Source organism: Geobacillus sp. FSL W8-0026, from assembly GCF_037966255.1.
Classification (GTDB): Bacteria; Bacillota; Bacilli; order Bacillales; family Anoxybacillaceae; genus Geobacillus; species Geobacillus icigianus.
In genome coordinates this window covers 1,766,827-1,779,324 of the sequence record NZ_CP150194.1, presented here as the reverse complement: position 1 = coordinate 1,779,324, position 12,498 = coordinate 1,766,827, and the positions used below count along the sequence as shown (strand labels likewise).

The following is a 12,498-nucleotide window of genomic DNA, read 5'->3' as shown; positions in this document are numbered from 1 at the left end:
TCGCTGTTCTGGCAAGGCGTTTTTCTCATTTTCGTCACCTATCGACAATTCCCCCAGTCATTCACGCCGATGCGGCATATCATATGGTAGGCTTGATGGGGAGGTGAATCGGGATGGGCGCTTGGTATGGCAACGGATTTGCCTTGATCGTCGTCTTGTTTATTTTGTTGATTATTGTCGGTGCCGCTTTCGGCGGTTACGCTTACTAACCTGTTCGCCTTGGCCGCTTGTTTGCCAGCATCCGAACGAACGACGGGGAAACGCCGCTGATGGCGTTGCCCCGTTTTTTTGCGTTCGCGAATAAAATCGGTTGAGAGGCGGATGCTAATGATGCAACCCGGCGCAAAAGGAGGTGGCGGCGATGACGAAGCGGCCAAATAAAGGAAGCCGGAATCAAAACACGCCGACGCAAGATCCGATGGCGCTGCTCGACGGCCCGGTTTCCGGTGACAACAGCAAAGGGCGGCGGCAAAACAAAGCCCAACATGACAAAACCGATGAACATGCCTAACCTGCAAAAAAAGCGGCCTTGGTTGCGCCGCTTTTTTGTGCTACTAAAATTCAATTCCTTTCATCGCCGTTGTCCCTTGTTCATAGTCGTGCTTCACTAGCTTCATTTCCGTGGCGATATCGGCGGCCGCCATCAGCTCGGGGTGCGCCGCGCGGCCCGTGATGACAAGGTGGAGCGCCGGCGGACGGGTGCGGATCAGTTCCAGCACATCATTGACTGATAAGATGTCGCTGATCGGAAACCGGTCAATCGCCACGGCGTTGTTCAATTCATCCAACACGATGACGTCATACCGGTTGGAATGGACATACTCGTTCGTCACTGCCCAAGCGCGCCGCAGCGCTTCGCGGTGCACTTCCGGCGTTTTCGTCCATGTGAAGCCGGCGCCGAGCTGGCGCACCTCGACACCGAGACGCCGCAACGCCAACTGCTCGCCGTACGTGCGCTCAGGCGACTTGATAAACTGCAGCACAGCGACTCGCATTCCTCGGCCGACGGCGCGCAACGCCAAACCCAAGGCGGCCGTCGTTTTCCCTTTTCCATCGCCGGTATAAACGATGACCCGCCCGCTACGACGAGGCGTCGGCATCGACCATGCCCCCTTGCCGCTCCGGAAACCATTGGAGCGTCTCACGCAGACGAACGACCTCACCGATGATGATGATGGCCGGATGGGAAATGCCCGCTTTTTTCGCCTCGTCTGGCAGTGTCGAAAGCGGCGCCGCTACCGTGCGCTGCCGCTCCGTCGTCCCCCATTCGATGATGGCCGCCGGCGTATTCGCTGGCTTTCCGGCCGCCAGCAGCCGGCCGCAAATATCCGGCAAGTTAGCCGCTCCCATGTACACGACGATCGTATCGCAGCCGCGGGCGAGCGCCTCCCAGTCGATCCGCTCGCTCCGATGGCCGCTGACCATCGCCACCGAGGCGGCGTAATCGCGATGAGTGACGGGAATGCCAGCGTACGCCGGCACCGCGATGCCGGATGTCACCCCTGGAACGATTTCAAACGGAATTCCGGCTTTCGCCAACACTTCCGCCTCTTCACCGACGCGGCCAAAGACGCACGGATCGCCGCCTTTTAAGCGGACGACCGTCTGGCCTTGACGCGCGCGGTCAACGAGCAAGTCATGGATCTGTTCCTGCACCGTATCATGTTTTCCCGGCTCCTTGCCGCAGTAAAGAAGCTCGGCGCCCGGCTTCGCATAGTGCAACAGCTTCCGGTTGATGAGCCGGTCGTAAATGACAACGTCCGCCCGTTCCAAGCATTCGCGGCCGTAAACCGTGATGAGCCTTTCATCCCCCGGCCCGGCGCCGACCAAATACACTTTGCCGACGGTCATGCTTGTTTCTCCCCTTTCTTTTCCCCTGTCGAAATGCCCGCGGACGCAAACGTCGCCATCTCATTCACCATGGCGGTTGCCGCCACGAAGAGCGGGAACGCCACAGCGGCTCCGCTTCCTTCGCCAAGCCGCATGCGCAAATCCAACAGCGGCTCTTTGCCAAGCAAGCGAAGAGCGATGTCGTGCCCCGGCTCTTGCGAACGATGACCAGCGATCATATACTCTGCGACGTTGGGGGCAAATTGGCGGGCCACAAGGGCAGCCACCGTGCAAATAAAGCCATCAAGCAAGATCGGAATGCGCCGCTCCGCTGCGGCCAACATCGCTCCAGCCATCGCCGCGATCTCCAGCCCGCCGATTTTCGCCAGCCATTCGACCGGCTTCGCCGGATCCGGCTGATGAAGCAAAAGCGCTCGACGGATGACGTCCCGTTTATGAGCCAATCTCTCTTCCCGAATCCCGCTTCCTTTGCCGACAATGCGTTCAAGCGGCTCATCGGTCAAGGTGGCCAACAAGGCGCTGGCGGCGGTGGTGTTGCCGATGCCCATCTCGCCGACAATGAGCGTGCGACCGCCTTGGCCAATGACGGACACCGCTTGCTCGTAGCCGACATGAAGCGCCTGTTCTGCCTCGGACATCGTCATCGCTTCCATGATGGCGAAATTGTTTGTCCCCGGGCGCACCTTTTTCTGAATCACGCGTTCATCAACGATCGGTGCGGCGACACCGACATCGATCACCTGAAGCAACGCGCCGATGTGCCGGCTGAAGACGTTGATGGCCGCTCCACCGTTGGCAAAATTGGACACCATTTGCGCTGTCACTTCAGCTGGATAGGCCGATACCCCTTCGGCAGCCACGCCATGATCGGCCGCAAACACAAGCACTCCGGGCGGAGTGACGCGCGGGAGAAGCTCCCCTGTCATGCCGGCGAGCTCAGCCGCTATGTCTTCAAGCCGGCCAAGGCTGCCGGGCGGTTTGGTCAATTGATCAATATAAGCACGGGCTTGTTCCGCCATTTCGCGGCGGATCGGCGGGATGGAAACGTTCATCATGGACGCGCCATCCTCCCTTTTCACGGGAATAGGCGCTTCCTCCTTTCTCATCTAGGATTGCGAGAGCGCAAAAGCCTTTATTTTCAGCCGGTGCCGTGGGAAAAGAAACGAACGAACAACACTTGCTTTCCGCTTCCTGCCTCAAGCGTGCGACCGGGCTCGCTTCGCCGGCGCCGGACTCCGGAAAACCGCAAAGGTCGAAGCGCGGGTCAGTCATGCGAGCGCCTCGTTTTTCAGAGCTTACTCATGCTGAAATTGCCGCATTATCTGTTCGATCCGTTCGACCGCCACATGTCGGCAAACGTGGGCGGCTAACCGGTCAAACGCCGCTTCCTTGAGAGCGCGAAACGGGACGGGTTCCGATAACGACAGCCCTTTTTCCTTGCGAATGTCGTTGAAAAACGCGGCGCGAAACGCATCGTTATGAAACAAATCGTGCATATAGGTGCCGAGAACGCGGCCATCGTCGCGCTTCGCCCCCATCTGGCCCCCATCGTCCTCCATCAGCGGAACATAGCCGGCAAGCGGTGTCGAGCGCCCCATATGAATCTCGTATCCTTGCACGGCCAATCGGTTCCCGTTCCATGTCAGCACCGCTTTCGAACGAACGGTCACTTTCGTCCGCTCCAGCGTCGTCTCGATCGGCAACAGCCCGAGTCCTTTGACCTCGGGAAGCGATGTCTCGACCCCATGGGGATCGCGGATGACCGCTCCGAGCATTTGATAGCCGCCGCATATCCCGACAACCCTTGTTTTGCCTTCGGCGACAAGCGCGGCGATGCGGGAGGCGAGCCCGCGCTGTTTCATGTACACGAGGTCTTCGATCGTGTTTTTGCTGCCGGGAAGCACGATGACATCCGGCTCGCCAAGCTCGGCGGCGTGCGTCACTAGCCGGACGCGGCAATCCGGTTCAGCGAGCAGCGGGTCAATATCGGTGAAATTGGCGATTTTCGGACAGCGGATGACAGCGATGTCAATCGCCCGCTCGCCACCGGATGAGGCGGCGAAACGCTCTAGCGCCAGCGAATCTTCGGCATCGATCGCCAAATCGGGCAAGTACGGAACGACGCCGAGCACCGGCACCCCGGTGTAACGTTCAAACCAATCGAGGCCCGGCTGCAAAAGCGACCGATCGCCATGGAACTTGTTGATGATCACACCAATGACCCGCTTTCGATCCCTAGGTTCCAGCAGCGTCAACGTTCCAACGAGGCTCGCGAACACCCCACCCCGCTCAATGTCGCCAATCAGCACGACCGGGGCGTTGGCAAGTCGGGCGACGCGCATGTTGACGAGCTCACGGTCGTTTAAATTCACCTCGGCCGGGCTGCCCGCTCCTTCGATGACGATCCGCTCATACTCGCTCATTAACGTGTCAAGCGACTGGCGAATGATGGCCAATCCTTGCTCAAAAAATTCACTTCGGTAAGCCATCGCCGGCATGGTGGCGTACGGTCGGCCGAGCACAACCACTTGCGATTCATTCATTCGGCTTGGCTTCAGCAAAATCGGATTCATTTCCGCTCGCGCCGGCACACCGGCGGCTTCAGCCTGAATGCCTTGCGCCCGTCCGATTTCTTTCCCGTCCGGCGTAACGTAGGCGTTCAGCGACATGTTTTGCGCCTTGAACGGGGCCGTTTTCCAGCCGGCTTGGGCAAACAGCCGGCAAAAAGCGGTGGCGATGACGCTTTTACCGGCATCGGAATGGGTGCCTTGAAACATGATGGGCAGCGCTTTAGCCATAGATCGTCACCTTCTCGCATTCAGCGAGCCAGCGCTCAACCATCATCGGTGCGGACGCAAAATGGAAGTGGACATAGCCGGCAACGAGCCGGTGCGCCAAATACCCGTCCGGTTTCGTTCCTTTCCGGCCGCTCGTTGTATAAGCGAACGGCGTCTCGCCCCGCGGTTCGTACACGGAATAGTGAAACTCATGGCCGCGCGCCTGTTCTCCCTCCGGCAAAAGAAAGTTTCCTTTTCTTCCGTGCACTTCACGATATCCAAGAGCAGCCAGTTTCGTTTTCATCACGACCCGCCCCGGGATGACGCCGGCCATCTCATAAGCCGTGCCGTCCGTCGCGACAAGCTGTTCCGTGAGAAACATAAACCCACCGCATTCGGCGAGCGTCGGCAGCCCGCTCCGAATGGCGGCGCGGATCGACTGCTTGACCGCCGTCTGGCGCGCGAGCTGGTCGGCAAACTCCTCCGGAAACCCGCCGCCGATGTACAAACCGTTCACCCGATCAGGAAGCGGTTCGCCGGCGAGCGGGGAAAAGTAGACTAGCTCCGCGCCGCAGGCCGAAAGCATTTCTAGATTTTCAGGATAGTAAAAATGAAACGCGGCATCTTTCGCGACCGCTATGCGCGCCCGATACGGCCGCGAGGGGCGAATGAGCGGCGCGGACGGTCCGAAAGCCGGCGCTTCGGCGATGGAAAGCAGCAACTCCCAATCGATCGTGCGCATCACTTTTTTTCCCAGTTCGGCAAAAAACGAGTCGAGCTCCCCCCGCTCTACGGACGGCACCAACCCTAAATGGCGCTCCGGCAAGGTCAGCTCTTCCGCTTTTGGCAAATAGCCGACGACCGGTATTCCACACATCTGCTCAATCGCCGCTTTGACGAGCCGAAAATGCCCTTCGCTGCCAACGCGGTTGGCAAATACGCCAGCAATATGCACGTCGGGACGGAACGTCTGAAAGCCGCGAACGATGGCGGCCGCGCTGCGGGCCATCCCGGAACAATCGACGACAAGCAGCACCGGGCTTTGCGTCAGCACGGCAATTTCCGCCGTCGATCCTTCATCCGAGAGCGGCTGTTTCCCGTCAAACAGCCCCATCACACCCTCGATGATGGCGATATCCGCTCCTTGACAGCCGTTGGCGAGCACCGTTTTGACCGCTTCGCTTCCCATCATCCAGCTGTCCAAGTTGCGCGCCGGCCGGCCGGTGACCGCCGTATGGTAAGTCGGATCGATGTAGTCCGGGCCGCATTTAAACCCTTGCACCGTATAGCCTCGCTGCTTCAGCGCCGCCATCAAGCCGAGCGTCACCGTTGTTTTGCCGGCGCCGCTTCCCGGGGCGGCGATGACCAATCGTCGCATGACTCGCTCCCCTTTCCTCGTCTATGGCGAATCAACGCCACCGAAATCGTCACATTGCCCGCTTTCTTTTTCACGAGCGCCATCCGCTCGGCCCCGCTGTACAATTTCGCCGCCGGCTCGCTCACCCCATACGCGCCGGTGTAGCGGTAGACGGTCTCGGACGGCGCTTCGATCGGCACCGCGTTCAGCTCCTCCGGCGTGTACGTGACGAACTCCCAGCCGTATTTGCCGACAACTTCGCGAAGCCCTGGCTCGTCTTTTTTCAAATCGATCGTGCACACCGCTTTGACGCTTTTGGGCGAAAAACGCAGCTCATGGAGCGTCTCGAGGATGACCGCTTCGATTTCATCAGCCGCTGTGCCGCGGTTGCAGCCGATGCCAAGGGCGATCACCTTCGGGCGGTACAGCACACCGTTTTGCAAAATCGCCTCTTCATCCGGCTCAAGCAGACGATGAGTGACCACGAGCGCGGCCGCCGGACGGGCGGCAAGCGCCTCCGCGATTGAGCCGTACACGGTGATGTTTTTCGGCAGCGGCCGCCCCTCCGGCCACCAATCCGGTTCCCCGGACTCTTGCACGATCGCCACCGGCTCTTCGTTCACGACCGCAGCGCTCACCGGCGTCAGCTTGGCATCCGACTCCCATTCCCAGCCAAACTCGCGGCCGAACAAATCAACGGCGATCGTCTGCTGCACGTCAGAAGCGGTCGTAATCACCGGGCGGGCGCCAAGAATCGCAGCGACGCGCCGCGTCAAGTCGTTCGCCCCGCCTAAATGACCAGACAGCACGCTGATCACATGCTCCGCCTTATCATCGATGACAACGACCGCCGGATCGGTCTTTTTGTCTTTTAAGAGCGGGGCGATCATCCGCACGACGGCGCCAAGCGAAATGAGGCAAATAAGGCCGTCATAGCGGGCGAACAGTTCCGGCAACAGCGCCCGGACGTTGCCGGAAAACAGGCGAATCTGTTGTTCTTGTTCGTCGCCGCGAGCAAACTTATCCGTATAATAGACGTCTGCTCCAGCTAGGGTGCGGCCCAGCCGACGGGCAGTCTCCACCCCATGCTTCGTAATGGCGACAACCGCATATCGTCCGTGTTCCTCAATCTTGTTCACGCTGTCCTTCCCCCTTCCGGTATCCGTGCGTAAACGTGCGGTCGTACAGGCGCGAACGGTAGCCACGTTCATGAACGGACGGGTCAAGCGCCCAACCGATCAGCATAATCGCGTGCTTCGTCACTCGATGACGGCGCATCTCTTCCGCCATAGCGGCGACGGTCGTGCAAATGATCCGCTCATCCGGCCATGTCGCCTTGTAGACGATCACTGCTGGGGTATCGCCGCTCCAGCCGGCGTCAAGCAGCGCCGCGCTCACTTTTTTCGCCAATGTCGCGCTTAAAAACAAGACGAGGGTGCAATGATGTTTGGCCAGCTCTTCCAATCGTTCGCGCGGCGGCACCGGCGTCCGCCCCTCAGCGCGCGTGAAAATGACCGTCTGCGTCAGTTCCGGAACGGTGAGTTCAGCCTGCACAGCGGCGGCGGCGGCAAACGCCGAACTGACGCCGGGGACGATTTCCACTTCCACTCCTTCTTCTTTCAACAAAGCGATTTGCTCAAGCGTTGCCCCGTAAATCGATGGATCACCGGTATGGACACGCACGACAAGCCGGCCTTGTTTCGCTTGTTCCACCATCGCCGCGACCATTTCTTCTAAATGCATGCCGGCGGTATGAAAAACGTCCGCTTCCGGCTTCCGGTAGCGTTCAATCAATTCCTCGCTCACCAACGAATCGGTGTAAAAAATGGCATCCGCCGCAGCCAAAAGCTCGGCGCCGCGGACGGTGATCAAGTCCGGCGCTCCCGGCCCCGCCCCTACGATATACAGCTTCACTTTCTCACCACCATCAATGTCAAATATTCGAGCGACGCGCCAGCCAATTCCTCAACGTTCCACACCACTTCCTCGCCGGACGTCACCTTCGTGATGACGGCGGCGCGCTGAAGCAAATCGAGCTCCCGCAGCAAGTCGAGCAGGAGATCGATCACTTTCGCCACCTTAAAAAAAACGACGCAATCGTGTCGAAGAAGCGCGGCTTTCATCGCCTCGTAATCGTCGCGCGCCGGCACGATCACCACCGTTTCATCCCCATCCGCCAACGGCCAACGCAGCCGAGCGGCGGCAGCGTTCGCTGAGCTGACCCCTGGGATGACTTCAATCGGCGCTTCTGGATAACGCTGTTCCATCACGCGCATCAAATGGATGAACGTGCTGTACAGCAGCGGATCGCCTTCGGTCACAAACGCCACATCGCGTCCGGCCGCCAGTTCCGCCCAGATGGCGTCCACCGCCTCGTTCCATTTCGGCTCAAGCACTGCTGGGTCTTTTGTCATTGGAAAATGCAAGCCGAGACGCCGTTTTTCCTCTGGGGCAAAATACGCATCAATGATTTGTTCCGCATAACTTTTGCTTTGCCGTCCCTTTTTCGGATACGCGATCACGTCCGCTTCTTTCAGGCGGCGATACGCCTTCACCGTCATGAGCTCCGGATCGCCGGGGCCGACGCCAACGCCGTACAATGTGCCGGTCATTCGTCTCCCTCCCGTTTTGCCGCGATGATATAAACCGGGTTTAACGCCTCAAAGCGCGTCAAGTCCAAAATCGGTTTGCTGCGCGATGCTTGCGCCAGCGTAATGTCCACTTGAAACCCGCGCTCGCGCAAAGCGGCGCACGCTTCGGCAAGCGTCTCCACCGTCGCCGCGTTGATCACGATGCGCCCGTTTTTCTTCAGCCGTTTCGCACAGACGTCCAACAGCGGCGCCATCGCCCCTGACGTGCCGCCGATAAAGATGGCATCCGGATCAGCAAACCCATCAAGCCGATCAGGGGCCTTGCCGTGCACAAGCGTGATGTCGACGCGGAATTTGCGCAAGTTTTGCCGGCAAATTTCCACATCATGTTCATTTTTTTCAATGGCGAACACCGCCCCGTCGCGGGCGATTTTCGCCGCTTCAATCGCGACCGAACCGGTGCACGTGCCAATATCCCAGACGACGCTGTCCGGGCGCAAACGCAAAGCGCTCAAGCTGAGCACGCGCACTTCTTTTTTCGTAATCAACCCTTTGTCTGGTTTGCGCTGGAAAAACTCATCATCTTCAATGCCGAGCGGCCAAGAAGGACTGGGCGCCGTCCTCCGCAGCACGACTATATTTAATGGAAGAAACTCGGCTTCCGCCATTTCTTCTAGCTTGAAAAACCGGCACCGCTCATTCGGCCCGCCGAGCTCCTCGCCGACAAACGCCTCATACTCGGTCATGCCGTATGCAAGCAAGTAGCGGGCGATGGCGGCTGGTGAATTTGTCTCATCCGTTAAAATCGCGACTTTGCGCCTCCCGTCAATCCGTTGGGCCAAGCCCGTTAACGGCCGGCCATGGACGCTGAGGAACACCGCGTCTTGCCAAGACTCGCCCATTTTGGCAAACGCCCATTGCACCGAGCTGACAGCCGGATACACTTCGATCGGCAGTTTGCCGGCTAAATAACTGCCGATTCCGTAAAAAAGCGGATCACCGGAAGCGAGCACGACCGTGTTGCGCGTTTCATGGCGGAGCCGCTCGACGAGCTCGCTCAGCCCGCTGCGAATCACGATCGTTTCTCCTTCATATGCCGGAAACATCGCCAGCTGCCGTTCGCCGCCGACAAGCAATTCGCTTTCGTCAATCCAGCGTCGATACAGCTCAGGAAGGCTCGCTGGCCCGTCAGCTCCCACTCCGATCAACTTCATCGTCGCCATCCAACAGCACCGCCTTTCCTAATCGTTGTCCGTTCATCGTGTAAATGGACACAGCCACGTTCAAGCCGCCCCCGACTTCGTTGAGCGCCGCCTGGCAGCACGCTTCGCACAACAGCTCGAAAAACTTCGTGCAGCCGGCTTCTTGCATCATGTCGCCGACTTGCGCCGCTGTATTCGCCCCTCGCACGGCGTCAACCAGCTCCTTGGAAGCCCCGGCTTGTCGAGCGAGCGCTGCTAAAAAACCGAAGTCAACCGGCGCGCTTTTCGAGTGCACCATCATGACGCCTTGGGCGACTTTGGAAAACTTCCCCATCATGCCGACCATCGACACCATTTCCATGCCGAGCCGTTTGCACTGCTTTAACGTAAATCCGACAAAATCGCCCATTTCGATAAACGCTTCTTCCGGCAAATGGGGATATTCTTGCATGGCGTATTTCTCGCTCCGTCCCCCGGTCGTAATGACGACATGGCGGCAGCCGTTCGCCTTCGCCACTTGCAGCGCCTGCACGATGCTCGCCCGATAAGCGGCGGTGGAAAACGGAACGACGATGCCGCGCGTTCCTAAAATCGATATGCCGCCGATGATCCCAAGACGAGCATTCAACGTTTTTTTCGCAATCTCTTCGCCGCCCGGCACGGAAATGACGACGTTCACCCCGCGGTCAACGCCGTGTTGCGCGAGCACTTCGTTGACGGCTTCGTGAATCATTTTGCGCGGTACTGGATTGATCGCCGCTTCGCCGACCGGTACCGGCAATCCCGGCTTCGTGACCCGCCCGACCCCTTCTCCGCCGTCAAGATGGACTCCGGGCTCCGGCGCCCAAGAAACGGTGGCAACGATGCGGGCGCCATGCGTCGCATCCGGGTCATCGCCGCCGTCTTTCACCACCGCCGCGGTCGCCGTCGCGCCGTGGATCACGCACGATTCAACAGCGAAAGTGACGACCCGACCGATCGGCAGCCGAATCGTCGCCTCCGTCTGCACCTGACCGGTAACGAGCGCGGTGAGAGCCGCTTTCGTTGCCGCCGTCGCACACGATCCGGTCGTGTACCCTTCCCGCAGCGTTTTGTTTGCCCCCATCGCCCGTCACACCCGTTCGGCCAACAGCGATAAAGCGTTTAAAGCGGCGACGGTCACCGTGCTTCCCCCTTTGCGCCCCCGGTTGGTAATAAACGGCACATCGAGTTTCGCGAGCTCCTCCTTTGACTCCGCCGCCGACACAAATCCGACCGGCAAGCCGATGATCAATCCGGGCCGCGCTTTTCCTTCCTTGATCAAACGAATGAGCTCCAGCAGCGCGGTCGGGGCGTTGCCGATGGCGAAAATGCCGCCTTCCGCCTCCTTCACTGCTTTGCGCATGGCGACGATCGCCCGCGTCGTATTGAGCCGCTTCGCTTCAGCGATAACATCTTCATCGGAAATATACACGCGCACCGAACTGCCGAATTTCGCAAGGCGCGCTTGATTGACGCCCGCTTGCACCATTTGCACATCGACAACGACAAGCTTGCCGCTGCGAATGGCGTCAATGCCGGCGCGAACGGCGTCGGGATGAAAGAGAAGGCTTTTTCCGAGCTCAAAATCAGCCGAGGCGTGAATGACGCGCTGGACGATCGGATATTGCTCAGCCGTAAAGGAGTGCTCGCCGATCTCCTCGTCAATGATTTGGAAACTGCGCGCTTCGATCTGTTCCGGTTGGACGGTCACCGGGCGAAATGTTGTATGAAATTCCATGCTCACTCGCTCCTTTCCTTTTTCCATATCCACACGTGCGTTCCGTCTCTTTTCCCCGCCGCGGCGAAGAAGAGAATGAAGGCCGAACCGCTTCCTGTCGCTGCAGAAACGAAGGAAATGAAGACAAGCGCGCGGGCGGCAATCGTTTGCCGCCGCGCGGGACGTTTGGGCGGCGCGCCTCAGCCCGCGGGGAGCGGAACGCGCTCTTTCAATGCCGCCAGCACGCCGGCAAACTCGTGATGCACAATGCCGTACGCCAAGCGCGGACGGCGGATGACGATGACATCGATGCCGAGCTCCTCGGCGGCGGCGATTTTCTCATCGACAAACCCGACTTTGCCGCTTTCTTTCGTCACCACGACCGTGACGCCAAAATGGCGGTACAGCGCCCGGTCGAGCTCTTTGGTGAACGGCCCTTGCATCATGACGATCTGCTCTTGGGAAAAACCGAGCCGCTCGCATTTATCAAGATTGTCTTTGCGCGGCAGCATTCGCGCGATCACCTTGACGTTCGGGCGGCCGATGAGCCTAGTGGCGAAAATGTCAAGCGTTTTGCTGCCGGTGGTGAGCATGACGACGCCGCCCTTTTCCGCCGCCAAGTCCGCCGCTTCTTCATAGCTGTCGACAAATGTCACCCGCTCCGAGGCAATCGCTGTCTCGCGCCGCTCATAGCGGATGTACGGCAAATCCATCTCCGCTGCCGCCTGCATGGCGTTTTTCGACGCCTCTTCGGCAAACGGATGGCTCGCGTCGACAATCACCTTCGCCCCTTCCGCTTTGGCGAGTTCGGCCAGCTGAAAGGCGTCCAGCCGCCCGACGTACGTTCGAATGCCCGCGGCTCGCAACTGTTCCGCAGCGTGATCGGTGACGACGGTCGCCGTCACGTCATATCCGGCGTGCTGAATCATCACCGCTAATTCGCGGGCATCGCTTGTTCCAGCCAACAACAAAATCATCACTG

Annotated in this window: 14 protein-coding genes; 2 read left to right on the top strand and 12 right to left on the bottom strand. The window is 59.4% G+C overall.

Annotated elements, in window-relative coordinates; all coding sequences use genetic code 11:
* The first annotated feature begins 113 nt into the window (after positions 1 to 113).
* Together NST29_RS08870 and NST29_RS08865 are read left to right on the top strand one after the other, a co-directional pair.
* On the top strand, positions 114 to 209 hold the full coding sequence (locus NST29_RS08870) for a YjcZ family sporulation protein (protein ID WP_081897213.1): 96 nt from the start codon (positions 114 to 116) through the stop codon (positions 207 to 209).
* A 152-nt stretch (positions 210 to 361) separates the two neighbouring features.
* On the top strand, positions 362 to 511 hold the full coding sequence (locus NST29_RS08865) for a hypothetical protein (RefSeq protein WP_172418557.1): 150 nt from the start codon (positions 362 to 364) through the stop codon (positions 509 to 511).
* Between the two features lie 43 nt (positions 512 to 554).
* Here the strand turns inward: NST29_RS08865 and cobO are convergent, their stop codons facing one another.
* From cobO to cobK, 12 genes are all read right to left on the bottom strand, one after another.
* Positions 555 to 1,100, bottom strand: a complete 546-nt coding sequence (cobO, locus tag NST29_RS08860) for a cob(I)yrinic acid a,c-diamide adenosyltransferase (RefSeq protein ID WP_033843847.1) — start codon at positions 1,098 to 1,100, stop codon at positions 555 to 557.
* The gene (cobA, locus tag NST29_RS08855; protein ID WP_033843846.1) at positions 1,081 to 1,851 is read right to left on the bottom strand and encodes a uroporphyrinogen-III C-methyltransferase; all 771 of its coding nucleotides are present in this window, start codon (positions 1,849 to 1,851) and stop codon (positions 1,081 to 1,083) included. The genes cobO and cobA overlap by 20 nt, the downstream gene beginning before the upstream one ends.
* Positions 1,848 to 2,906, bottom strand: a complete 1,059-nt coding sequence (gene cobT / locus NST29_RS08850) for a nicotinate-nucleotide--dimethylbenzimidazole phosphoribosyltransferase (protein WP_172418558.1) — start codon at positions 2,904 to 2,906, stop codon at positions 1,848 to 1,850. The genes cobA and cobT overlap by 4 nt, the downstream gene beginning before the upstream one ends.
* Positions 2,907 to 3,146: 240 nt before the next feature.
* Positions 3,147 to 4,649: a cobyric acid synthase gene (locus NST29_RS08845; protein ID WP_033843845.1), complete on the bottom strand. Its 1,503-nt coding sequence runs from the start codon at positions 4,647 to 4,649 to the stop codon at positions 3,147 to 3,149.
* Positions 4,642 to 6,006: a cobyrinate a,c-diamide synthase gene (locus tag NST29_RS08840; protein WP_339232965.1), complete on the bottom strand. Its 1,365-nt coding sequence runs from the start codon at positions 6,004 to 6,006 to the stop codon at positions 4,642 to 4,644. Before NST29_RS08840 ends, NST29_RS08845 begins: the two co-directional genes overlap by 8 nt.
* Positions 5,952 to 7,124, bottom strand: a complete 1,173-nt coding sequence (locus tag NST29_RS08835) for a cobalt-precorrin 5A hydrolase (protein WP_339232963.1) — start codon at positions 7,122 to 7,124, stop codon at positions 5,952 to 5,954. The genes NST29_RS08840 and NST29_RS08835 overlap by 55 nt, the downstream gene beginning before the upstream one ends.
* Positions 7,111 to 7,899, bottom strand: a complete 789-nt coding sequence (gene cobM / locus NST29_RS08830; RefSeq protein WP_339232961.1) for a precorrin-4 C(11)-methyltransferase — start codon at positions 7,897 to 7,899, stop codon at positions 7,111 to 7,113. The genes NST29_RS08835 and cobM overlap by 14 nt, the downstream gene beginning before the upstream one ends.
* Positions 7,896 to 8,597: a precorrin-2 C(20)-methyltransferase gene (gene cobI, locus NST29_RS08825; RefSeq protein WP_033843842.1), complete on the bottom strand. Its 702-nt coding sequence runs from the start codon at positions 8,595 to 8,597 to the stop codon at positions 7,896 to 7,898. Before cobI ends, cobM begins: the two co-directional genes overlap by 4 nt.
* Positions 8,594 to 9,799 (bottom strand): bifunctional cobalt-precorrin-7 (C(5))-methyltransferase/cobalt-precorrin-6B (C(15))-methyltransferase, encoded by a 1,206-nt coding sequence (locus tag NST29_RS08820; RefSeq protein ID WP_033843841.1) that lies wholly within the window; start codon positions 9,797 to 9,799, stop codon positions 8,594 to 8,596. Before NST29_RS08820 ends, cobI begins: the two co-directional genes overlap by 4 nt.
* Positions 9,765 to 10,883, bottom strand: coding sequence for a cobalt-precorrin-5B (C(1))-methyltransferase (locus NST29_RS08815; protein ID WP_033844907.1), 1,119 nt, complete (start codon positions 10,881 to 10,883; stop codon positions 9,765 to 9,767). The genes NST29_RS08820 and NST29_RS08815 overlap by 35 nt, the downstream gene beginning before the upstream one ends.
* Before the next feature lie 6 nt (positions 10,884 to 10,889).
* A complete protein-coding gene (locus tag NST29_RS08810; RefSeq protein WP_033020766.1) occupies positions 10,890 to 11,537 on the bottom strand; it encodes a precorrin-8X methylmutase in 648 nt (215 codons plus the stop codon).
* A 179-nt stretch (positions 11,538 to 11,716) separates the two neighbouring features.
* The gene (cobK, locus tag NST29_RS08805) at positions 11,717 to 12,493 is read right to left on the bottom strand and encodes a precorrin-6A reductase (RefSeq protein WP_033020764.1); all 777 of its coding nucleotides are present in this window, start codon (positions 12,491 to 12,493) and stop codon (positions 11,717 to 11,719) included.
* Positions 12,494 to 12,498 lie beyond the last annotated feature (5 nt).